This is a genomic window from Pseudomonas sp. P2S-1 (assembly GCF_057197725.1).
This window is the reverse complement of the sequence record NZ_CM170068.1, coordinates 1,266,228-1,289,436: the sequence shown is the minus strand read 5'-3', so window position 1 is coordinate 1,289,436 and position 23,209 is coordinate 1,266,228. Positions and strand designations below refer to the sequence as shown.

Genomic DNA, 23,209 nt, shown 5'->3' with positions numbered 1-23,209 from the left:
AAGGAGATGTCAAAAAAGAGTTGTAACCAGGATTTTCGGCGCGGCTGGCTCACCAGCGATTTATGGATCTACGCTGATTGAGCCATTGGATGAAATTTGAAATACCCTGTTACATTCACACGACTTTTTCACAAGCTCCGCTATAACATTACGGCTCCGTGTATCCGCCTTCAGGCCCCGTCAAACAAGCCTTCCGGAGTTTCCGCATTGCCATGAGCGTCAACCCAGCCAACACGAATCCGGACCTCCACGAAACGCCCCGTTTTCAACAGGCCGCCCTGCATACCCGGCGTCTGGCCCGTCTGGTTCAAGGCGCGGCCATGGGCGCAGCTGTGCTTTGGCTGGGGGCGCTGTTCATCGGTGTATTCAACCCGACGAGCCAGTGGGTTGTGCTGCTGGCGATGAACGCAGCGGCGCTGTTGTTGCTGGCTGCCGCAGGGCGCTCCGCCTGGGCCGTGGCCAAATGGCGGGCCGAACGCATTGGCCATGGTGTACAGCGCCTGGCCCTATGGACCGCTACGCGAGACCCCGAAGACCCGCCCTTGAGCGTTCTGGAGCGTGGTCTGTTGCGCATCGGCCTGGCCGGGCAGCGCCAATTGCAGCGCCTCGGCAGCGAAGCGCTGTGGCTGGCGAGCCTTGCCAGCCTGGCGCTGCTGATCGTCGCCAGCGCCTGGCGTTTCGACCTGCCGGCACCGACGGCGGCAGGGCAGTTGCACTGGTTCGCCGCAGGCGTGCTGGCCTTCGTGGCGTTTGGCCTGTTGGTGGTGGAGCGTCATCAGGTCAACGAAAGCCCGGCTGTCTGGCCGGAGGCCGCTGCCCTGGCGGCGCAGATCCGTCTGCTGGTGGCCGTCCAGTTGCTGTCGATCGCCTGCCTGGTGTTTGCCGACGGCGAGCGACTCTGGCCGGCACGCCTGGCGGTGCTGACCGGCCTGCTGCCGGCGGCGCTGGCCATTGAACTGCTGCTGCGCGCCATTTTCTCGGTCTTCAGCCCCCGTCGCCCCGCACAGGAACCCGCCTTGCTGGCCCACAGCATGCTCTGCGGCCTGCTGCAATGGCCGCCGCGACCGCTGGCGTTCCTGCGACATGAACTGCACCAGCGCTTCGGCATCGACCTGCGTCAGGTCTGGGCCTTCGATTTCATGCGCCGCGCCGCCTTGCCGGTGCTGGGCCTGGTCGCCCTGGTCGGCTGGTTGTTGACCGGCGTGACGGAAGTGGCGATGAACAATCGCGGAATCTACGAGCGCTTCGGTAATCCGCTGGAGGTCTGGCAGCCCGGCCTGCATGTCGGCTTGCCCTGGCCGCTGGGCAAGGTCCTCGTCGTCGACAATGGCCAGGTCCATGAGCTGGCCACCACCGGCGATGCCGCATTGGCCGACCCGCTGGCCGCTGCGGAAGGCCCGGCACCAGCGGCTGCGAACCGTTTGTGGGATGCCAGCCATATCAGCGAAAACGCCCAGGTGATTGCCGGCGACGATGGCGGCCGGCAGAACTTCCAGATCGTCAATATGGATGTGCGCTTCATCTATCGCATCGGCCTGAGCGATACCGCGGCCCTTGCCGCGACCTACCACAGCACCGATGTCGCTGTACTCCTGCGCAACATCGCCAACCGCGTGCTGGTCCGGGATTTCGCCAGTCGCAGCCTTGACGGCGTGCTCGGCGCCGAGCGCGAAGCCATCGGCAAGGATATCGGCACGGCTGTGCAGGTCGATCTCGACCGCCTGGACAGCGGGGTGGAAATCCTCGTCACCTCGGTGGAAGCGATCCACCCGCCAGCCGGCGCGGCGAATGCCTATCACGGCGTGCAGGCCGCGCAGATCACCGCCCAGGCCCTGATCGCCCGGGATCGTGGCAAGGCCGCCGAGCAGCACAGCCAGGCGCGCCTGCAGGCCACCAGTCTTGATCACCAGGCCACCGCCAGTGCCCATGAAACCGAAACCAGGGCACGAATCGCCGAACTGCGCTTCAACGCCGAACGCAGCGCCTGGCAGCAGGCCGGGCAGGCCTTCATCCTCGAGCAATACCTGGATCACCTGGGCAAGGGCCTGGGCAAGGCCAACAGCCTGGTCATCGACCACCGTCTCACGGCAGAGCAGGCCCCGACCCTGGACCTGCGCAGCTATTCATTCCCCCTGGACGCGGCCAAGTCCGCCAGCCGACCTGACCAGGAGCGTGCCCATTGAGTCACGATCACCCCGATCATTTGCACGGCCATGACTGCGGCCATGATCATGCCCACGAGCCTCGTCACCACGCCCATGAGCAAGCCGCCGCTCGTCCCGCCTGGCGCCGGGTGCTGGTGGCCGGCCTGCTGGTCCTGGCCATGCTCGCTACCGCTAGCCTGGTCCAGGTGCGTACCGGCGAAGCCACGGTTGTGACCCGCTTCGGCAATCCGGCCCGGGTCCTGCTCGACCCCGGCCTGGCCTGGCGCTGGCCGTTGCCGTTCGAAGCCACGGTGCCGGTGGACCTGCGCCTGCGCACCACCTCCAGTGGCCTGCAGGATGTCGGCACCAAGGACGGCTTGCGGATCATTGTCCAGGCTTATATCGCCTGGCAGGTGGAGGCGACGCCGGAGAGTATCCAGCGCTTCATGCGCGCGGTGCAGAACCAGCCCGACGAAGCGGCCCGACAGATCCGCACCCTGGTCGGTTCGGCCCTGGAAACCAGCGCCAGCGGCTTCGAACTGGCCGACCTGGTCAATGTCGATGCGAGCAAGGTGCGTATCGAAGCGTTCGAGCAACGTCTTGGTGAGCAGATCACCCGGCAGTTGCGCGACACCTATGGGGTCAAGGTCGTCCAGGTCGGCATCGAGCGTCTGACCCTGCCCAAGGTAACCCTTGAAGCCACCGTCGATCGCATGCGCGCCGAGCGCGAAACCATCGCCACCGAGCGCACCGCCGAAGGCAAGCGCAAGGCCGCCGAGATCCGTTCCGCGGCTGAGCGCGATGCGCGCATTCTAGAAGCGGATGCCAGCGTCAAGGCAGCGGACATCCAGGCCCGGTCCCAGGTCCAGGCCGCGCAGATCTACGGCAAGGCCTACGCCGGTGCGCCCGAGCTGTACAACCTGCTGCGCTCGCTGGACACCCTCGACAATCTGGTCAACCCCGGCACGCGCCTGGTCCTGCGCACCGATGCCGCGCCGTTCCGGGTGCTAGTGGATGGCCCGGCGGCTGCGGGACGAGCCCATGAGTAAGGACGGGCAGGGCACTAGCGCCCCTTGGCTGCAGGCCGGGCGCATCGGCTTTGTCGCGCTGTACGCGGTGACCCTGCTGGCGGCGCTGGGCTGGCTGTTCGGCAACGTCCGTGAAATCGGCCCGGAAAGCCGTGCGGTGGTACTGCGCCTGGGCGCCGAGCAGCGCATCCAGAATGCCGGCCTGCTGCTGGCCTGGCCGCGGCCGTTCGAGCAGGTCGTGATGTTGCCCTCGGCGGGCCGGGTGACCGAGCGCCGGGTCGAACTGCTGCTGCGTTCGGAAGCAGCGATCAAGGCCGACCACGACGTGAAGCTGGCCGGCGATGCCACCGCCGGCTCCGGCTATCTGCTGACCGGGGACGCCGGCATCGTGCAGCTCGATGTACGGGTGTTCTACCAGGTCAGCGAGCCTTACGCCTTTACCCGCCAGGGCAGTCATGTCGAGGCGGCACTCGATCGCCTGGTAGAGCGCAATGCCGTGCAGATCTGTGCCTCACGGGACATGGACACCATCCTCGTCGCCCGGCCCGAGCTGGTCGGTGCCGACAGCCAGCTGGCCGAGCGCCGCGAACGCCTGCGAGGTGATCTGCAACAGGGCATCAACCGCAGCCTGGCCGCGCTGAAGACGGCCGGTACCGACCTGGGGATCGAAGTGGTCCGGGTCGACGTGCAATCGGCGCTGCCGCAGCCGGCGGTCAACGCCTTCAACGCGGTGCTTACCGCCAGCCAGTTGGCCGAACAGGCCGTGGCCAGCGCGCGTACCGATGCGGCCCGGCAACTGCAACAGGCCACGCAGAACGCCGACCGCACCGTCCAGGTGGCAGAAGCCGAGGCACGCGAGCGGTTGTCCCGGGCCCAGGCCGACACGGCAACCATCGTCGGCCTCGGTCGCCAGGACGATCCCGGCCTGATGCTGCGTCTGTACCGCGAGCGGGTGCCGGCGATCCTCGCCCGCGCCGGCTCGGTGACCACGGTCAATCCGCAGGACAGCGGTCGTCTGATCCTCGACGGCCCAAAACTTGATTGAAGGACTCCCATGAGCGCCCATCACCACCACCATGGCCACGATCATCATCACCATGGCCACCTGCACCTCGGCACCGGCCTGCTGTCCGGCGACGAGCGCCGCCAGGCCGCCCGGCAACTGAGCCTGGCCATGATTGCCTTGGGCCTGCTCGGTCTCGGGCTGGTCTGGCGCTGGCTGGCCCCGGGTCAGGACAGCGTGGCCCAGATCCTGCTCGGCGTGGCCTCGCTGCTGGTGGCGGTGCCGGTGCTGCGGTCAGCCTGGCACAGCCTGCTGCACCCGAGCCTGCACGGCATCACCGACCAACTGATCGCCCTGGCCATGCTCGGTGCCTGGGCCACTGGCGACCTGGCCACCGCGGCGCTGCTGCCGATCATCATGATCCTCGGACACGTGCTGGAAGAGCGCAGCGTGCTGGGTTCCCAGGAAGCCATCGAGGCGCTTGGCCGCTTGACCCGCAGCCAGGCGCGCCTGCTCGATGCCGACGGCCAGGTGCGTGAGGTCGACAACGCCAGCCTGGTACCGGGCAACCTGGTGGAAGTGCGCGCCGGCGACCGGGTGCCGGCGGACGGCCGGGTGGAGGAGGGCCAGGCCAGCCTCGATACCGCGCCGATCACCGGTGAAGCACTGCCCCAGGAAGTCGGCCCGGGTACGGATATCCATGGCGGCGCAATCAACCTCGACGGTCTGCTGAAGGTGCGTATCAGCCGGGTCGGCGACGACTCGACCCTGGGCAAGGTCATCGCCCTGATGCAGCGCGCGGAGCAGGCCAAGCCGCCGATCACCCGACTGCTGGAGCGTTATGCCGGGCGCTATCTGTTGCTGGTGTTGCTGATCGCCGCGGCGACCTGGTTCGTCACCAGCGATGCCCAGGCCATGCTCGCGGTACTGGTCGCGGCCTGTCCTTGCGCCCTGGTGCTGTCGGCCCCGGCCACGGCGATTGCCGGCATCGCCGTGGCGGCGCGGCATGGCATCCTGATTCGCGGCTCGGCTTTCCTCGAAGAACTGGCGGACCTGTCGTCGCTGGTGATCGACAAGACCGGGACCCTGACCCATGGCGCGTTGCATCTGCGGCAGATCGTTGCGCCAGACACGGAACTTACGGAACAGGAAATCACCCGACTCGCTGCCGGCCTCGGCGCGGCCAGCAGCCACCCGGTCAGCCGTGCATTGGCGCGATTGGTGCCGCACGATCAGTTGATGGTGTTGCGTGATATGCACGAGCGCCAGGGGTTCGGCGTGGTGGCTTTGACCGAGCGAGGGGAGGCTGCATTGGGGCGTCCGGAGTTGTTCGAGCGACTGGGCATTGCCATTCCGGCGGTTCCCGAGCATGACGGCCCGATCGCCGGCCTGGCGCTGAACCAGCGTTTCGTCGCCTGGCTGCTGCTGGCCGACACGCTGCGTCATGAAGCTCCGCAGGCCTTGGCACAACTGCGCGAGCTGGGCCTGCACCGGCAATTGCTGCTGACCGGCGACCGGCAAAGCGTGGCCGACGCAGTAGCGGAGCAGACCGGCATCACCAGCGTGGTCGCCCAGGCGTTGCCGGAAGACAAGCTGCATCATGTGAACCAGGAGCTGCAGGCGGGTTTCAGGCCGATGGTGGTAGGCGACGGCATCAACGACTCCCTGGCACTCAAGGCCGGCGCGGTTGGCGTGGCGATGGGGGCAGGGGGCGCGGACATTGCCCTGGCAGCGGCGGATATCGTGCTGATCAATGGCGATTTGCGACGGTTGGGGACTTGCGTCCGGTTGAGTAGAGAATGTCGCCGGACCTTGCAGTGGAACGTGGTAATAGGGCTCGGCTGGACCCTGGCGATCGTGGTGGCGGCGGCGTTTGGCTTGCTGGGTGCGGCGGGGGCGATGATCGCGGCGCTGCTACATAACCTGAGCACCTTGCTGGTGTTGGGGAATGCGGGGCGGTTGTTGCGGTATGACGAGACGGGGTTGTAACCGCTTGAAAGAGCAGGGCTCCGGGAGCCGTTTCCAGGCGACTCATATATAACTATACTAAATAGTCATTTAGTGTAGTTATATATATTAGTGATAATTCAGGGCAGGAGGGCGCGGCACAGCCAGACCGTCAGGCCGCCGCTCTGTGGATCCTCGACGACATGCTCCAGTACCTCGAACCCGTGCTGCTGCAGCAGACTCACGTATTCCTGCGGGTCGAGACTGGCGTGATACAAGGTCTCGCCCTCGAATTGACCGAGGGCTTCGCCCAGTCCGGTACCGCTGGTGAACATCAGCAGCGCACCAGGAGTCGCATGGCGCTGGAACACCCCGAACATCCCGCGCTGATCGTCGGGGTGCAGATGGAAAAAGCTGTTCCAGGCCAGGATGCCTGCGAACTGACGGCCCAATTCAAGGGTGCGCATGTCGGCATGCACCCAGGTGTGCCCGGTGAAGCGCTTGCGACACAGAGCGATCATTTGCGCTGAGGAATCCACGCCGGTCACAGCATGATCCGCTTCGATCAGAAAGCCCGCAACGGGCTGGCCGGCACCGCAGCCCAGGTCCAGCACGCGTGAAGATGCCGGCAACGATGAACAGAAGCCCTCGATCCATTTGCGGTCGGTGAAATGCGTGCTGCGCAGGCGATCCCAGGTGCTGGCGTGGCGGTCGTAGAGATCGATGATGTGGTTGGCGGACGGGTGATGGGGCATGGAGGGCAATCCTTGGCGAGGTATGGAGGCTGAATTCTAGCCTCCACTGGGGGCCGAGAGTTAGCATGATGGTTCGTATAATGTATATTATGTTAAATCATATAATAGGACCGACCCCCAGGCCACTTCCTCACACTGGCGGCAACGATCACTCTCTCGATCGCTGCCACCCGTGGATGCTCATTCCGATCTACTACCTACGAAACGGTCCGCACCGACTTCTTGTGCGTAAACGTCAGGTAACTGAACTCCCCGTGATAATCCCCCATCCCTGAAGCACCCACGCCGCCAAACGGCAGATACGGCGAGAACGCGTGCACCATCACGCCGTTGACCTGTGCATCTCCCGACTGAATCCTGTCGATGATCCCCTTGGCTCGTTCCACATCCTTGCTGAAGACATAGACTGCCAACGGTTTCGGATGATGCCGGTTAACCAGGTCGACCGCTGCCTCCACATCCTCGAACTCCAGCACCGGCAGGATCGGCCCGAACAGTTCTTCAGCCATCAAGGCGTCACCCCAGTCGACGCCATCCACAACCGTCGCGCTGGACGCACGCTTTTCGGCATCCGCCCTGGCACCGACCAGCATCTTGCCGCGACTCTGCTCCAGCAAGCCGGCCAACCGGGCCACCTGGCGCGCGGTCACCAGCTTGCCGGTGGAATCAACCTCCGGCAGATCACGCTGCACACGCTCGACCAGCCTCACCTGATCCACCGTCTGCTCAAGGTCCGGATCCGGCAATAGCAGCAGCGGGCACTTGCCGCCGAGTTCCAGCACCACTAGCGTCAGGTGCTATGAAACCGGAAGCGTCAGCGGCGCGGCCGAGCGCCTGCATGTCACCCAGCCCTCGGTCAGCTATGCCCTCTCCCGCTTGCGTGACCAATGGGGCGATCCGCTGTTCAAGCGCACCCGCGACGGCATGCAGCCCACGGTGCTGGCCTCGCAGCTGTATGCCGCGTTCCGTTCCTCGCTGACCGATATCGAACGTGCCGTAGCGCTGACCGGCAAGTTCGAGCCGGAACACTCCACCCGCCGCTTCCGCCTGGCGCTCTCCGACCTGGGCGAAGTCTTCCTGCCGCACATCCTGCGTGGCTTGCAAGCAAAGGCCCCGTTGGTGGAACTGGAAGTCATCCAGATCGCGATCGATCGCATGGACGAATGGCTGCGCACCGGCAAGATCGACGCCGCGGTGTGCAACCGCAGCTACCTGCCGATCCAGGCCAAATGCGAGCTGATGTTCATCGAGCGGTATGTCTGCATGGTGCGGGAGGACCACCCACGCATCGGGGATAGCGTGTCGATGGAGCAGTTCGTCAATGAGCGGCATGTGGTGGTGTCGGCGGGCACCGGTCACCACTTCGTCGAGGATCGACTGCGTGAAGCCGGGATTGCCCGGACCGTGAGCTTGCGGGTGCCGCACTTCAGCGTGTTGCCGGACATCATCTCGTCCAGTGACCTGCTGGTGACCCTGCCAGAACGGGTTGCGAAGGTGTATGCCGAACGCAATGGGCTGAAGACCATGGAGCTGCCGTTTACCGTGCCGGAGTTTGAGGTGAGTCTGCACTGGCATGAGCACAGTGGTGATAGTTCGGCGCAGCTTTGGTTTTGCGGTTTTTTGAAGGAGACGATTTCTCGGTTGTGAGCGATTGATGGCGTCTGGGTGTAAGTGACGAAAATGCAGGATTGATTGGGTATTGCTCAGCGTTCTGCAGTAATGGTGCTAAATTGCCATCTACGTCATTGTGGTCTGTGAACAAAGGAGTGCATCTTGAGAAAGGATTTACTAATCGCCTCTTTGGCTCTTTCGCTTTCGGGGTGTGGAGATGGCGGTGAGGCATACAAGAAACAGGCCGAAAGCCTTCGCTCCGACGTCAAATCCTTGCAAGCGGAAATTAGCGCTGCCAAAGACAGGATTACACAGCTCGAGCAGGAAAACAGGACGCTCAAAGAGACTCCGGCCGTATTGCTGGCTGATATAAGGAAAGCTTCTGACAGTGGTGACGAAGCCGCTACCAGAGCAGCCTTGGCGTCGTTGACGTCCCGCTACCCTGACTCATCTGAAGCATCGACTGGAAGCGGCCTCCTGCAGAGGATGGTCAAGGATCGTGAGGCCAACGAACAAGAAGCACACCGACTGGCGGCGCTTGGTATGAAGGCGATCCCGGTCAAAGGCTCATTCGCAGCGGACGACAGTTCTGTATCGCTTCAATCTGCCCAGATCGCCGGCCAATGGAGCTTCAACGATTACGGTGATCAGTATGAGTACCGATCTGCCGAGCGTGGTTCCAAGTACATCACGGCAAAGGTTACCTACTCATCCAAGAGCAAAGATCCTCGTCTCGCACCCTTGGTCGTCTATGCGTCAAACGGTGGCGAACTCAAACGACTCGGCGTCATGGGTTTCGAGTTCGTCAGTTGGAGCAGCTATGCGACATTCCTGGGTAATTACCACGACGAGGCGAATGACTTTGCTCACAAGGCAAGTATCCGATTCTCGATGGGGCTCCAGGTCCCCAATGAGGCAATAACCAAGCCACTGTACATCGTTGCCTCATCCTCAGGTTGCGCGGATCGTAGCTCTGATCGATTTGGCAACCCCCCTGTCCGCTACTCGACCTACAGTTGCGATAAGGCTGCCCCCGATATACTCCGTGCCAGCGACTTTAAAGAAGGTCGGTTCGGTATCGTCAAACGCCTGGACTGAATCCGGGAAAGGACTCTTACTCATGAAAAAGGCTTTGATTGCGGGGGGCATTGCCGCGCTCTGTTTGGTGGTATACACCCAGATTACTATATTCGCCGTACCTCCAATCGGAGCAGTACCCGAGGGCAGGACAGTCATCATGCTCCGCCTCAACAAGACGAACTTCATTGATAGCGCTGACGCCATGTGTGTTCGTATACAAGGCTACGTCAGTCTGCTTTGCAGAGGGATGACCATGGCGGCAGTAGTGAACGCTACTACCATCATTGCGCGCCTGCCTTACTCGGAAACCCTGTACAAAATCAGCACTGGTGGTGAGACCTACGAACGATAGGCCTGAAGACGCTACTGCCGACCATGCGCTCACCTGCAGGACGAGCACGAGTGCTCTACCTTACCTAACTCAGCGCCGGTGCCATGGCTCTGTACGAGCATCGGTTCCGCCCCAGCATCGAGACCCACAGCGGTCGGCCGTCGACTAGCGGATGTCCATGATTGCGTGGGGCAATTTTATTCGGTGTGTCGCTCGATGATTCGCTTGTTGCCATTCCTGCCTGCTCAATCAGAGCAAATTCCGCCAGATATCATACCCCACATACAGCAGCATCGATCCGAAAAACACGCTGGTGATGACGGTCAGTCTTTTCACATTGCGCTGGCCGGATGAGAGCTGTGCAACCAAGCCCGCATTCTGCTCCTTCAGCAGCGCGACGAGTGCGGTTTGCTCACCCGCGGCCACTGCCGAGAACTGTTGCACAATGCGTTGGTTTTCAGCAGCCACGGCCTCGACTTGCGTCGACAGTTGTGTAACTACACCTACCACGTCCGTGCCCAGGGTGTTGACTTGCGCAGCCAAGGTCGAGTTGATTCTCTTGCTGAATTCCCGGCTCAACACAATTTCTTTCAAGACCTTTTCCATCACCTCGGCCTGCTCGACCTTGGTTGCCTGGTCTTCACGCCCGAGTACTTCCAGGAGGGCTTCCTGCGAAGCTTTCTGCTGCTCGGCGATGCGAACGCCGATGTCGACGACCACCGCCTTGAAATCAGTGACACTTGAGCTATGCGATGACGACAGCCGGCGCGACACTTCAGCGACCGAACTTTCGATATGCGGATGCAGCGCTTCGATCGACCGCGCCAGCTCCACCTGCTGCTGGGTCGTCCCAGCGAGCGCCTCGAGCAGCACCATCTCAGTCGAGCTCACGCTTGAGGTGTGGACGGCCGTAGATCGTTCGAGCAAGGCCTCGACTGCATGAGCGTCAACTGCGCTCTGATCGGTGATGTGTTTTTGAAGCTTGGCGAGCAACGAAGGGACGTCCTCTTCGCGTATCTTGCGCAACGCCTGCAGCAAGGACTTCGTGGCTGATTCCGCATCAGCTGCGGAGGCGCCCAAGGTGTCGTTGATCTCTGTTATAGAGTCCCGTGTGTCCGCAAGGTCTCCATTCAGTGCCTTGATCGAGGCTTCGAGTGGATTGAGAGGCTCCTTCAGGATCTTGACCATCAACTCGGCAAGGGACTTTTCTTTGTTGTGAATTTCTGTAGCTGTACTCATTTTTCAGGCCCGGCCATCTTGGCTTAGTCTCATCAGTTCTACCCGCTGGTTGCTCAGCTGCGTGCAGGCCAGCAGTTGCAGTAACGCGTCACAATCATCCTGCTCGTTCATCGCCAAACTCATACGCTGACTGAGTTCGGCAAGGTATTCCTCGTCGAGCAAGTGAACGAAACGTTCGCACCGCTCGAGGTCTTGTTGCGAGGTTTGGGCAATGCGCTTCAACTCTCCGTACTTGAGGGCAGTCTCGTGCTCGACTCGCTCGCGCTGCTTGATCAGAAGCATCTGCTCATGCCGCTGTAGCTCGAGTTTGGTTTCGAGCGTCTTCATGTCGCGCTGGAACGCTTGGTCAAGTGCTGTCAATGCCCCGAGCCAGTGCCGCTTCCACAAACAGACCAATTCGTGCCGGGCTTCGCTGCCTGCACGGTGAACCTTCCTCAAATCTTCTTGATAGTTTGACGAGAACAGATAGGTGTCGAAGGTGTAGTCTGCGAGGGTGTAGCGAATGGAGCTGAACGCGTCGTCGATAATTTCCTCGATCACACGTAAGCCAGGCTCATTCACGAGCCTGCGCACACCTTCCCAATACGCGCAGGACTTCGGCAATTGGGTATTACCCTTGACCTCTAGGCGCATCCCCTTGAGTAACCTGTAATAGTCATTAACCAGCGTCCTGAGCGTCTCGCAGTCATCCTTGACCGCCCCCTCCTTGGGAGGATATTTACCGGAAGCAGTGAATACGGGGCTCGACGCTGCGTGCTCGATCAACGTCATGCCATCTACCAATGTATTGGTCTGCAAGTCCTGCAGTGCCGTCCTCAACTTATCCTGCGACTTGTTGATCGCTGCGGTCCAGATGGCGATCTCGCTCACAAGCGTGGTGCTTTTGCTTTCCAGTCGTTCAATTGTCTGCTCAACCGCCTCGGTCTTTTTCTTCTGGATATACCTGACGCCCAAGTGACTATCGAGCGTACTACGCAGGCGGCCAACCGGACTTGTTGATTGCGAGATCTGCTCCAGCAACTCGCTGCGCAGTCCCGCAATCAATGGCGCGATCCGGGCATGCAGTTCCGGCTCTTTTTTTTGCATGCTCATCCAACTGGTGCCGAATTCCAGTGGAAAGTACAGGCGCTCATCCCGGGCCTGATCGCTCAGGCGACCGAAAAGCTCGATCTGCTGGATGAGGCGGCGCCGAGACTTGGAAGCATCGAATTTCGCATCCTCGCGAGCAGCGTCCTTGATCGACTGCGCGAAGTACGAATAGGTTGTGACAATGCGAAAACGGTGCGGCATGGCCTGCCAGTCTTCAATTCCAGGCAGCGTCAGCGCCTCAGGCCGCAGGAAGCCCAGGTCATCGCCCCGGCCAACCAGCAACACCAAGTCGGCGAAGGGCAGATAAGTCTTCGCCATATGGTTCACATGCGCCTGCTCTGCAGCGTTGGCAGGGTTGTCGCCTGGCAGGTCCAGAATGCGGATGCTCGGCCCCTCTGCGACCTGGCTGGCAAAGAAAGACGATGGGATATGCACCACACAGGGCGACTCGGCAACCAATCGCCCGCTCTCCATGTCTTCCCTGAGCTGGCCTAGTGCCCGGGTAACGTCGGCTTCGGCCTCGAACCAGCGCGTTGTCGAGCGCAGAGTCAGTCCCCAGCGGCCGTTGGCCGAGCGGCAATACTCCATGGCGGTGGCCGTCGCCGACTTGCCAGCCTCGCGCCCACCGCGCATGATCTGCGAGACCCTTCCCATCTGGGCCGGGTCGATGCCCATCAGGTCGAGCAGCAGCGTGGTCTTGCCGACCTGGGTCTTGCCGAATATGACCACATAGGGCTCGGCCACTTCCTCCTTGAGCTGCAGCTTTTCCTGAACGTCCTTGCTCAATGTCTTGATCAACCGCGCGTAGGCACGAAACGCCCAATCCGACTGATGAGCCTGCAGAGCGTGCCAATGGTCCATCACGGCTTGCCTGGTCATGTCAGACACCACGGTCAGCGATGAACAGTTGCAAACCAGAAGCTGACGAGTCCAACTCGTAACGCAAGTCACTGGTGATCGAGGTGACATCGGCAATGGCTTTGGCAAGCCGGTCCTTGCGCATCATCAGTTCGTCCATGCGGTAGCGGGCACGTAGCCTCGTGCAGACGCGCGCACGCGCCACGGCCATGGTCTCATCGAAGGACGTGCGAAGATTTTCAACATGGTGGTCATGGACGTTGCCGAGCATGACCCTCGCCTGGGCGCTTGCTGCTTTCTCGATGCTGCGAATCCGCGTTACCGCCACACCTGTAAGATACGCTGCGGTGACGACCGCAGTGGCCGCCACTGCAGCGGGGTGCAGCGTGAGCGGCATCGGGAGCTTGGTCTCCGATCCTGGATTGCCTGAATCGCCTGCATCAGTCGTATCGCCGGGATCCCCGGCATCCGCGCCAGCCGTCTTGCCGAAGAGCGCACCCAGTATGTCAGAGTCTCCATCGCTAACGACGTCTACCGCCAGCACGGTGGCGAGCGAGCGAATAGCAGTCTTGCCAAGCTCGACGCCTGTCCTGAGGTTCTCGACACTCGCTGAGACGACATTGGCGCCAGGCACGTTGTCGATAGGTACGAAGTCCTGCTTGACGCCAACGACCTCAGGCACAGCGAAGAGAAGCCGGGTGTATTCCAGCGACATTGCAGGTATCAACTCGGCACTGGCACCCACCTGCTTGCTGACGTCCTGGTTAGCCTGCCAGTCCTCCCGACGGCCATTGCCCAGAAGGATGTTGATATCACTGACCGCTTCAGGGTTCAGCTTCTCGAAACGAACGGGTTGACCCGATGCGTGCACGAAGCCCATCTGGATCAGATTCTGGGATTTCGCCTGTGGCAAACGCGCGGGAGAGCCCTCCCCGGATTTCTCTACAGGCACTCGCTCAAGCTTGCTCCCCGTTAATGACGATACACCTTGCGAGTACTTGTGAAAAAACGCCGGCGCCGCTTCGCGCCAAGATCCCTGCACGAGATCCTGCATCTTCATTCTGGTCTGGCTGGTGGTATCGAAGACATTCGACAACCAGTTACCGAAACCCTCGTGATCGGCAATAAGCCGAGCGCTCATTGAATCGGACGCTTTGGAAAAGGCCTCCCCTGCCAGCTCGCTCACAAGCTTATTATGCTGGCTCCGAAGCTCCGCTGCTGCCTCATCGAACCTGCCCAAAACCTCTTCCAGCACTTCGGCGCCATCGACTCCACTCGCCTTGTCGCTCGTGAAATACAGTCGCGCCTTGCTGCGGATCGCATTCAACACCCGTGTCAGATCCTTGCCCACGATTTCAGAGAGATGGTTCATCTGGAACTGGCGATCCGATTCCCCGGTGAAGTTGAGATCTTCTATGGCACGACGCAAGTGGGGCATCCACTGTTCAATGTACTCAGCGTCATCGGTGCCGCTCAGAATGATGTTTTTTTCAGCCAACTCGGGCGCCACCTGGAACGTCGCCTGGGCGCTTGAGCGTAGATCGGCCTGCCGCTTGGGATCGTTGCGATGGGCCTCGGTCTTGGAGACCACGATGTACGGCTTACAGCCTTTGAGCTCATTGTCCAGCATGTCCCGGACAATCTCGAGCTGCTGCTGGTTGGCCATACGCGTCTCGTCGGTTACGATGATGCAGCCACCTGCCGCGATCATCGCCTGGCGCATCAGTTCTTGCCAGGAGCGGTTGTCGCGTTCCTGCTTCTCGTATCCCGGAAGCAGCAACCACGCCTGATTATCGCGTTTGAAGTAGCGGCGAGGCACTTTCAGGACCGGCAGCAGATCCTCGGCATTGGGGTCGCATATGGCACGCTGGAACTCCGGAACATCCACCTCGAAGTCATCCAGACTGTAGCCCTGCGACGCCGCATCCGGAACCAGCCTGCGAACGTATCCCTGAGCGCGCTCAAGGCCCTCTACCTCAAGTATGAGCACCGGCATTTTCTCGCCACGGCCCTCATTGCTCTGCAGCCACCTCGGCCCATCACCGCGCAGGTCATGGATGCTCGCCATCAGCGTTGTCTTGCCCGCACCCTGAGAGCCGCCCATCACAACGACCCAGGTATTTCCCAGCACCTCGGCGAGTAGCAGGCGGCGCATCACTTCAAGCAGTTTTTCGTCGATTTCCTCGTTACCAAGGTCGGTGCAGGCACCGCGCAGACGACGCAGTGCTTTGTTCAGATCGGTCAGCAGGAGCGCTGGTGATTCCATCGCCATTGTTTCTTCCTCGGTTCATCTTTGAAGTTAGACGCCAGATCCTTGCGACGGACGTTCGTCTGCCGCAAAGGTATCGGCGGACGCGAGAGAAGCTTGACTGGGAGAAGCTCCGACTCATGAAGGTGTGAATTTGTACATTGCGCAGGTCTCGCTCAACGCATCGCCCTCGGCAAACACCAATAAACCTGCTCAGGGAGAGCATCATCACAATACTGGCCATTTGCCCTAAAGCGCGGCAGAATTCTACAGCTTGCTCCGCCTCAAGAGTCAACCACCGTCATTCGCACGAAGACACTTTGGGCATTGCCCGCGCAGACAAGATGGACTGCGCAGGCCTCATTCATAGAGAAAATCGACATGGACGCCCCTGAACATCTAGCAGCAATGGCCGCATCTGAAGCGTTCAATACCCTGGCGGGCTATACCAAGGCTTTTGATCTTTTCAAAGCCATGGGCGTGAGCACAAAGGAACTGGTCCACTCGAACATCATTGCCTCGCTCTTGAACGATCGGGAAGCCCATGGCATGGGCAGCGCCTTCAGAGATGATTATGTCAAATCACTTCTCTACTGCCGTTGCGAGGGCAATCCCCTGCCGGCAGCCGTACTTTCGAGCGCTGCTGACGTTCGCGCGAACGTGACGCGGGAACTTGAACAAATCGATATCGTGCTCGATTACCCATCCCTAAAACTGGTGATCGCAATCGAAAACAAGATATGGGCCCTGGACCAGAGCCGTCAGGTCGCCCGCTACCAGAAAGCATTGCAGGACCTGTTCCCCCACTATAACCATAGGGCGTTGGTGTACCTGACGCCGAAAGGCCGGGCGTCTCCGACGATTGATCCAGACTCCCCAACCCCAGTCTACTACCAATCCTACGGACAACTGGCCGAACTGCTGCGTCAGCAGACACGCATAGATCCAAAAGCCCTCCCGTTTATCCATCAGTTTGTCACTCACATCGAGAAGACCATGTCGGGAAACACCGAGCTCAAACAGCTGTGCTGGGCGATCTTCCAGCAAAACGAAGAGGCGTATCGTCATATCCACGACCATTTCGTTTATTGCCAGAATCGCAAGCTGCAAGAGCGCTTCGAATGGCTGGATACCGAGGTTAAAACCGCGCCTATGTTTGCCTACTGGGCCGACAGAATCGAAACGAGGCGGACATGCAATGTCGACAAAAAGCAGTATGACTTGGACGTGCGGGTAAAAGAATGGCCCGACGGTCTCTGGATCAAACTGTACAAGCACACTTGGCTTGGTGTTTTCCCTTACTTCCTTGCCGCTGATGCCACCAGGTTGGCGAGGCACCTACCCGACTTCACCTCAAGTCCGCGAGAGGTTCCTGACTGGGCAGGGCATTACATGGCTTCAAGCGGCTACCAGATTAAACATGAACGGTGCATTTTTGACCTGGGAGACAGGGCGGCGGATGCACATTACAACCAGGCGCTGAGCAAGATCCGGGAATGCCTTGAAGAGATCGATCATGCTCTGGACGCTGCCCTCCGCTGAAGACTACCCAGGCCGCGCTTGCGGACCTGGGCGCGGGGCCTGACCGGTTTTATGCATCGCGGATGCTGCGCCGAAGCTCGTGCTGAGTTGCGTCGACATCGAAGGCAACACTGCAGAGCGTGGTGGTTGACAGCTCCGCGGAAAGCAAGGTGCTGGATATCAGCAACACCTTCCATATCCACGCAGTGATCAACGGTGTCACCACAGCCACCCTGACCACCAACAACCCGAACGCGACCACCACCGCAATGAATGACACTTCGAACCTGCAAGCCGGTTACTACGCCTTGATCGAGTCCTGATACACCGGTGAGCAGGCCGAGTCTGCCTCAACCTGCCCACAGGGCACCGCCAAGCCATCATCAACGCCGCAACGGATACAACCCCTCATCGAACTGCTCCAACCGCGGAAAACTCATCGGCAAATCATCCGACAACCGCTCCAGCCGCTGCTGATAACTGTGTAAAAACCCCTTGCGCGCCTCGTCACTGATATACGGCACATGCCACGCCACAAACGGCTCCAGCACCTCGAACCCGACATACGCCAGCGTCCCGCGCAGAATCGGCCGCAGCATGTCTTCCAGCGGCCCATGGATCGCACCCTCGCCGAACATGTGCTCACGCCCGCCGAGGGTCACCGTCACCAGCGCCCGCTTGCCGGCCAGGCCACCCTGGTCATAGAAACGCTTGCCGCCATAACACACCCCCGACACCAGCACCCGGTCGATCCAGCCCTTGAGCATCGCCGGCGCGGAGAACCAGAAGATCGGGAAATTCAGCACCAGCAAGTCGGCCCACAGCAGCTTCTCCAGCTCCTGCTGGATATCGGCGGCGATGGAACCGTCCTTCACCCCCAGCCGCTGCTCCAGCGCATACACCAGGTATTCGGGGTTTTCCCGATGGCTGAAGTCGTCGGCACTGGCCACGGGATTCCAGCCCATCGCATACAGGTCGCTCACCTGCACTTCATGCCCCTGAGCACGGAAGGTCTCCGCCGCCTGGTCACGCAGCGCGGCAGTAAAGGATCCAGGCTCGGGATGAGCGTGAACGATCAGCACTTTCATGGGCAATCCTCAAACCGTCGCCAAAGGGGAAGTGGAATCACGCGTCGCCAACAGCCGGTCGAGCCAGTCCGGGTCCATCTCTGGTTCGCAGGAGAACAGCAAACCGGTGTAGTCACGGAACGGCGGGCGGAAGATCGCTTCGCGGCTGCCGTGGTCAACCACCCTGCCCCGCTGCATCACCAGCACCTCGTCGGCGATGGCGCGCACCGTGGCCACATCGTGGGTAATGAAGAGATAAGCCATGCCCAGCTCGCGCTGGATGCGGTCGAGCAGTTTCAGTACGCCCTCGGCCACCAGTTGGTCCAGCGCCGACGTGACTTCGTCGCAGAGGATCAGTTGCGGCTCCGCCGCCAGGGCGCGGGCAATGCAGATTCGCTGCTTCTGCCCGCCCGACAGTTCCCGCGGCAGACGGTCCATGTACTTGGCCGGCTCCAGGTCGATCATCCGCAGCAGCTCGGCCACCCGCTCGCGCAGCGCCTTGCCCTTGAGGCCGAGGTAGAAATTCAGCGGCCGGCCGATGATGTCGACGATGCGCTGGCGGGGATTGAGCGCGGTGTCGGGGATCTGGTAGATCATCTGGATGCGCCGCAACTGCTCCTTGCTGCGCTGGCGATAGTCCGCCGGCAGCGGCTCGCCGTCATACAGTACCTGCCCGGCAGTCGGCTGCAGCAACCCGCTGATCAGCCGCGCCGTGGTGCTCTTGCCGCTGCCCGACTCGCCGATCACCGCCAGGGTCTGGCCGCGATAAAGCTTGAGCGACACATCGTGCAGCACCGGCTGATGGCCGTAGCCGGCGTCGGTATTGCGCACTTCCAGCAGCGGCTTCTCGTTGCCCGGGCACACCTTGGCCGAGGTATGGAAATTACGCACCGCCCACAGCGACTGGGTGTATTCCTCCTGCGGCGCACTGAGCATGGTGCGGGTCTGCGCTTCCTCCACCAGGCTGCCGTGGCGCAGGACCATGATGCGGTCGGCCATCTGCGCCACCACGGCCAGGTCATGGCTGATGTACAGCGCTGCACTGCCAAAGGTCTTCACTGCATCGCGGATCGCTGCCAACACCTCGATCTGGGTGGTGACGTCCAGCGCGGTGGTCGGTTCGTCGAAGATGATCAGGTCGGGGTGGCAGGCCATCGCCATGGCCGTCATCACCCGCTGCAACTGGCCACCCGACAACTGATGCGGGTAACGCTGACCTATGTTTTCAGGGTCTGGCAGACGCAGGATGCGGTACAGCTCCACCGCCTCGGCCTTGGCCTTGGCGCGGTCGATACCGCCATTGGTCACCGCCGTTTCCACGTGCTGGTCGATCAGCCGATGCGCCGGGTTGAACGAGGCTGCGGCGCTTTGCGCGACATAGGCGATGCGCAGGCCGCGCAGCGTGCGCAGGGTCTCGGCGCTGGCCTCCAGCAGCTGGATGCCATCGAAACACACGCTACCGCCAGTGATCCGGCAGCCATCGCGCACATAGCCCATCGATGCCAGGCCCAGGGTGGATTTGCCCGCCCCGGACTCACCGATCAAGCCCAGCACTTCGCCGCGCTTCAGGGTCAGGTCGATCCCCTTGATCAGCGGGTGCCAGGCGCCTTCATAGTGGCCTTCGATCTTCAGGCCACGGATTTCCAGCAAGGTATCATTGCTCATGCTCAGCACTCCTTCAGGCCACTGGACAGGTGCAGCACCCAGTCGACGACGAAGTTCACGCTCACCGTGATCAACGCCACCGCGAGGGCCGGAAGCAGCGGGCTGACGTCACCGAAGGTGATCAGCACCGCGTTGTCGCGCACCATGCTGCCCCAGTCGGCGGTTGGCGGCTGGATGCCCAGGCCCAGGAACGACAGGGCGCTGATGAACAGGAAGACGAAGCAGAAGCGCAGGCCGAACTCGGCGATCAGCGGCGCCGCGGCATTGGGCAGCACTTCCCGGCTGACCAGCCACCACAGCCCTTCCCCGCGCAGCCGCGCAGCCTCGACGAAGTCCTGCACCACTACGCTCATCGCCACCGCCCGCGCCAGGCGGAACACCCGAGTGGCATCGAGCAGCGCGATCACCAGCACCAGCGAGGTGGCCGTGGTGCCGACCACGCTAAGGAGCAGCAAGGCGAAGATCAGTTGCGGAATGGCCATCAGGATGTCCACCACCCGCGATAGCCCCTGGTCAATCCAGCCGCCCTTGATCGCCGCCACCAGTCCGCACAGGCCACCTAGCAGGAACGCCAGGGTGGTGGTCAGGAAGGCGATACCCAGGGTATTGCGGGCGCCATAGAGCAGGCGGCTGAACATGTCGCGGCCGAGATTATCGGTGCCCAGCAGGAACTCCGGGCTCCACGGCGCGAAGCCGTCGCCCACCACCTGGGTTTCGCCGTAGGGCGCCAGCAGCGGTGCGAACAGCGCTACTACGACGTAGGCAACAATCACCAGCAGGCCGAACTTGGCGCTCAGCGGTGCGCGCAGCAAAGGTGTGATCAGGTTCATGGTCTACCCCTTCGGATGCATCAGGCGTGGGTTGCTGGCAATCGACAGCACGTCGGCGCCGGTATTGAGCAGGATGTAGGTGCCGGCGAAGATCAGGCTGCAGGCCTGCACCACCGGGATGTCGCGCTTGGCCACCGAGTCCACCAGCAACTGACCCAGGCCGGGGTAGACGAACACCACCTCCACCACCACCACGCCCACCACCAGGTACGCCAGGTTCAGCGCCACCACGTTGACGATCGGCGCCAGGGCGTTGGGCAGTGCATGCTTGAAGATGATGCGCGACGGCGCTACGCCCTTGAGCCGGGCCATCTCGATGTAAGGGCTGGCTAGGAGGTTGATCAGCGAGGCGCGAGTCATGCGCATCATCTGTGCGATGACCACCAGGCTCAGGGTCGCGACCGGAAGCACCGAGGCTTCCAGCACCTCGCCCAGCGAGGCGTCGGGCGACAGGCTGGAGATGCCCGGCAACCATTCCAGCTTCACCGCGAACACCAGGATCAGGATGTAGGCGACGAAGAACTCGGGGAACGACACGGCACTGAGGGCACTGGTATTGAGCAGCCGGTCGAACCAGCTGTTGCGGTACAACGCCGCGAGCATGCCCAGCAACAGCGCGGTCGGCACCGACACCAGCGCCGCCAGCAAGGCCAGGCTGAAGGTGTTGCCCAACCGCGCACCGACCAGTTCGGCAATCGGCCGCTGGTTCGCCAGGGAAACGCCCAGGTCACCGTGCAGCAGGCGCCACGCCCACTGTATGAAACGTTGCAGCGCTGGCAGGTCCAGCCCCAGTTGGGCGCGGAACGCTGCCACGGTTTCCGCAGTCGCCGACTGGCCGAGCATGGCCTGGGCGATGTCGCCCGGGAGCATGCCGACTGCCAGGAAGATCACCACCGAGACCGCAAACAGCGACAACAGGCCCAGGGCCAGTCGCTGCACAAGCAGTTTGCCAAGATTGTTCACCGTACAACTCCTCGACTGGATGCAGGGTCAGCCCTTGAATGCGCTCGCGGATCAGGCTTGCCACCAGCGTTCGATCACCCGCAGGCCGTCCAGCTCGCCGTAGGGGGCGGTGAGCGGACCATGGGCCACGCGGCTGGAACGGGCGGCCACGGAGCTGGCGAACAACGGCACGATCGCCCCGCCATCGTCGCGGCACAGCGCCTGCATTTCGTTGTACATCTCGCGGCGCAGCGGCTCGTTCATCTCGCCGCGAGCGGCATTGAGCAACTGGTTGAAACGCGGGTTGTCCCAGTGGGTCTCGTTCCAGGCCGCGCCTTTGGCGTAGCCGATGCTGAACATGCGGTCGGCGGTGAGGCTGGAGTACCAGAACGAGGTGGTGAAGGGCTGTTTCATCCAGACATTGGAGAAGAAGCCGTCGGCCGGCTCGCGCACCACGTCGATATCGATTCCGGCCTGGCGTGCCTGCTCCTTGAACAGCACCGAGGCGTCCACCGCGCCGCTGTAGGCGGCATCGGAGGCCTGCAGGCGCACCTTGAGGCTGTCCATACCGGCCTGGCGCAGGTAGAAGCGCGCCTTGTCCGGGTCGTAGGCGCGCTGCTCCAGCGCCGGGTTGATGAAGCGGTTGGCCGGCTGCAGCGGATGGTCGTTGCCGACCTGGCCGTAGCCGTAGAGCACCGAAACCAGCAGGTTTTCGCGGTTGATTGCATGCTTGAGGGCGAGGCGCACGTTGTTGTCACGGAACTGCTGGCTGTCGCAGAGCATCGGGAAGGTGTAGTGCTGGGCGCCCTTGGTTTCCTCGATCACAAGCTTCGGGTTGCGCTTGAGCAGGGCCACGGTCTTGAGGTCGACCTTGTTGATCACGTCGACCTTGCCGGTAACCAGCGCGTTGACCCGCGCGGCACCGTCGCTGATGGCCAGCAACTCGGCGCTGGCGAAATGCGCCCTGCCCGGCTTCCAGTAGTCAGGGCTGCGCTCCAGGTCCATGCGCACGCCAGGCTCGAACGACTTGATGCGGTAGCCGCCGGTGCCGACGCCGGCCTGCCAGTCGGCCTGGCCGTCCTTGGCCGGCATGATCACCAGGTGATAGTCGGCCACCACGTAGGCGAAGTCGGCGTTACCCGCGTGCAGTTCGAACACCACGGTGTCCGGGGCGGAGGCACGCACCTGGGCGACGTCGCCCAGTACGGTCTTGGCTGCTGAGGTGGATTTCTCGCCCAGGTGGTGCTGGATCGAAGCCACCACGTCGTCGGCGCTCAGGCTTTTGCCATTGTGGAAGGTCACGCCCTGGCGCAGGGTGAAGGTCCAGACCCTGGCGTCCGGGCTGGATTCCCAACGCTCGGCCAGCTCAGGGATGGCGGTGCCTTCGACGGAGATTTCGGTGAGGGTGTTGTAGACCGCCGAAAAGCCGATGAAGGTGAAGGTGTCGACCCAGGAGCCCGGGTCTTTGGAGTCGGTGGTGCTGGCCCCTGCCAGGCCCAGGCGCAGGGTGCCACCCGGTTTCGGCGTCGCTTCGGCGGCATGGCCGCGCAACGGCAGGCCGAGGGAGAAGGCCCCGGCAATGGCCGCTGCGGCGGCACTGTACTTGAGGAAATCCCGACGCGGCAGGCCGCTGTCGAACATCGCTTGAGGATTCTTGTTGTTCTTATCGCTCATTGCACTGCCCCCTGTGAACCGTGAAGAATGGTTATTCGGTCAAGCGGATTGCGTCGAAGCTGCTTATTTGTAATTGTTACCGTAACAAATACATTATCGGCCCGACAAGCTGTTTTCCAGCGTCCGATGACGGGCGTTCAACGGTGTAGAATTTCCATTTTCGCAGGGAGCTTTTTC

General features: G+C 61.8%; 19 protein-coding genes. 9 read left to right on the top strand and 10 right to left on the bottom strand.

What is annotated here, in order from left to right; all coding sequences use genetic code 11:
• Nucleotides 1-212 precede the first annotated feature (212 nt).
• From hflK (AC2CQI_RS05855) to AC2CQI_RS05840, 4 genes are read left to right on the top strand one after another with little or no spacing between them, the layout of a single operon-like run.
• Nucleotides 213-2,183: a protease modulator HflK gene (hflK, locus tag AC2CQI_RS05855; protein WP_484579489.1), complete on the top strand. Its 1,971-nt coding sequence runs from the start codon at nucleotides 213-215 to the stop codon at nucleotides 2,181-2,183.
• Nucleotides 2,180-3,193: a protease modulator HflC gene (gene hflC / locus AC2CQI_RS05850; protein ID WP_484579488.1), complete on the top strand. Its 1,014-nt coding sequence runs from the start codon at nucleotides 2,180-2,182 to the stop codon at nucleotides 3,191-3,193. Before hflK (AC2CQI_RS05855) ends, hflC begins: the two co-directional genes overlap by 4 nt.
• Nucleotides 3,186-4,217 (top strand): protease modulator HflK, encoded by a 1,032-nt coding sequence (gene hflK / locus AC2CQI_RS05845; protein ID WP_484579487.1) that lies wholly within the window; start codon nucleotides 3,186-3,188, stop codon nucleotides 4,215-4,217. The genes hflC and hflK (AC2CQI_RS05845) overlap by 8 nt, the downstream gene beginning before the upstream one ends.
• A gap of 9 nt (nucleotides 4,218-4,226) precedes the next feature.
• On the top strand, nucleotides 4,227-6,164 hold the full coding sequence (locus tag AC2CQI_RS05840; protein WP_484579486.1) for a heavy metal translocating P-type ATPase: 1,938 nt from the start codon (nucleotides 4,227-4,229) through the stop codon (nucleotides 6,162-6,164).
• A gap of 98 nt (nucleotides 6,165-6,262) precedes the next feature.
• Here the strand turns inward: AC2CQI_RS05840 and AC2CQI_RS05835 are convergent, their stop codons facing one another.
• Together AC2CQI_RS05835 and AC2CQI_RS05830 are read right to left on the bottom strand one after the other, a co-directional pair.
• Nucleotides 6,263-6,877, bottom strand: coding sequence for a class I SAM-dependent DNA methyltransferase (locus AC2CQI_RS05835; protein WP_484579485.1), 615 nt, complete (start codon nucleotides 6,875-6,877; stop codon nucleotides 6,263-6,265).
• 197 nt (nucleotides 6,878-7,074) lie between these two features.
• On the bottom strand, nucleotides 7,075-7,659 hold the full coding sequence (locus tag AC2CQI_RS05830) for an aldehyde dehydrogenase family protein (RefSeq protein WP_484579484.1): 585 nt from the start codon (nucleotides 7,657-7,659) through the stop codon (nucleotides 7,075-7,077).
• Here AC2CQI_RS05830 and AC2CQI_RS05825 point away from each other — a divergent pair.
• The 3 genes from AC2CQI_RS05825 to AC2CQI_RS05815 all read left to right on the top strand — a co-directional run bounded on the left by AC2CQI_RS05825 (nucleotide 7,640) and on the right by AC2CQI_RS05815 (nucleotide 9,920).
• Nucleotides 7,640-8,524: a LysR family transcriptional regulator gene (locus tag AC2CQI_RS05825; protein WP_484579483.1), complete on the top strand. Its 885-nt coding sequence runs from the start codon at nucleotides 7,640-7,642 to the stop codon at nucleotides 8,522-8,524. The two genes, AC2CQI_RS05830 and AC2CQI_RS05825, sit on opposite strands and share 20 nt — an antisense overlap.
• Before the next feature lie 126 nt (nucleotides 8,525-8,650).
• A complete protein-coding gene (locus tag AC2CQI_RS05820) occupies nucleotides 8,651-9,586 on the top strand; it encodes a coiled-coil domain-containing protein (RefSeq protein ID WP_484579482.1) in 936 nt (311 codons plus the stop codon).
• A gap of 22 nt (nucleotides 9,587-9,608) precedes the next feature.
• Entirely contained in the window at nucleotides 9,609-9,920 is a 312-nt protein-coding gene (locus AC2CQI_RS05815; protein ID WP_484579481.1) for a hypothetical protein, read from the top strand.
• Nucleotides 9,921-10,148: 228 nt separating this feature from the next.
• On the opposite strand, the gene AC2CQI_RS05810 is transcribed toward AC2CQI_RS05815, so the two are convergent.
• Genes AC2CQI_RS05810 through AC2CQI_RS05800 form a run of 3 tightly spaced genes read right to left on the bottom strand, consistent with a single transcriptional unit; the run spans nucleotide 10,149 to nucleotide 15,357 of the window.
• Nucleotides 10,149-11,138 (bottom strand): hypothetical protein, encoded by a 990-nt coding sequence (locus AC2CQI_RS05810; RefSeq protein WP_484579480.1) that lies wholly within the window; start codon nucleotides 11,136-11,138, stop codon nucleotides 10,149-10,151.
• Between the two features lie 3 nt (nucleotides 11,139-11,141).
• Nucleotides 11,142-13,106, bottom strand: a complete 1,965-nt coding sequence (locus AC2CQI_RS05805) for a hypothetical protein (protein WP_484579479.1) — start codon at nucleotides 13,104-13,106, stop codon at nucleotides 11,142-11,144.
• A gap of 1 nt (nucleotide 13,107) precedes the next feature.
• Nucleotides 13,108-15,357 (bottom strand): sugar kinase, encoded by a 2,250-nt coding sequence (locus tag AC2CQI_RS05800; RefSeq protein WP_484579478.1) that lies wholly within the window; start codon nucleotides 15,355-15,357, stop codon nucleotides 13,108-13,110.
• A gap of 357 nt (nucleotides 15,358-15,714) precedes the next feature.
• Here AC2CQI_RS05800 and AC2CQI_RS05795 point away from each other — a divergent pair, with 357 nt between their 5' ends.
• Both AC2CQI_RS05795 and AC2CQI_RS05790 read left to right on the top strand, forming a co-directional pair.
• The gene (locus tag AC2CQI_RS05795; protein ID WP_484579477.1) at nucleotides 15,715-16,875 is read left to right on the top strand and encodes a PDDEXK-like family protein; all 1,161 of its coding nucleotides are present in this window, start codon (nucleotides 15,715-15,717) and stop codon (nucleotides 16,873-16,875) included.
• Nucleotides 16,876-16,997: 122 nt separating this feature from the next.
• Entirely contained in the window at nucleotides 16,998-17,177 is a 180-nt protein-coding gene (locus AC2CQI_RS05790; RefSeq protein WP_484579476.1) for a hypothetical protein, read from the top strand.
• Between the two features lie 60 nt (nucleotides 17,178-17,237).
• Here AC2CQI_RS05790 and AC2CQI_RS05785 read toward each other — a convergent pair whose 3' ends face one another.
• From AC2CQI_RS05785 to AC2CQI_RS05765, 5 genes are read right to left on the bottom strand one after another with little or no spacing between them, the layout of a single operon-like run.
• Nucleotides 17,238-17,942: an NAD(P)H-dependent oxidoreductase gene (locus AC2CQI_RS05785; protein WP_484579475.1), complete on the bottom strand. Its 705-nt coding sequence runs from the start codon at nucleotides 17,940-17,942 to the stop codon at nucleotides 17,238-17,240.
• Between the two features lie 9 nt (nucleotides 17,943-17,951).
• The gene (locus AC2CQI_RS05780; protein WP_484579474.1) at nucleotides 17,952-19,586 is read right to left on the bottom strand and encodes an ABC transporter ATP-binding protein; all 1,635 of its coding nucleotides are present in this window, start codon (nucleotides 19,584-19,586) and stop codon (nucleotides 17,952-17,954) included.
• 2 nt (nucleotides 19,587-19,588) lie between these two features.
• Nucleotides 19,589-20,416 (bottom strand): ABC transporter permease, encoded by an 828-nt coding sequence (locus tag AC2CQI_RS05775; RefSeq protein WP_075803352.1) that lies wholly within the window; start codon nucleotides 20,414-20,416, stop codon nucleotides 19,589-19,591.
• A 3-nt stretch (nucleotides 20,417-20,419) separates the two neighbouring features.
• A complete protein-coding gene (locus AC2CQI_RS05770; protein WP_075803351.1) occupies nucleotides 20,420-21,379 on the bottom strand; it encodes an ABC transporter permease in 960 nt (319 codons plus the stop codon).
• Nucleotides 21,380-21,430: 51 nt separating this feature from the next.
• Nucleotides 21,431-23,032, bottom strand: a complete 1,602-nt coding sequence (locus tag AC2CQI_RS05765) for an ABC transporter substrate-binding protein (RefSeq protein WP_484579473.1) — start codon at nucleotides 23,030-23,032, stop codon at nucleotides 21,431-21,433.
• Nucleotides 23,033-23,209: the final 177 nt, after the last annotated feature.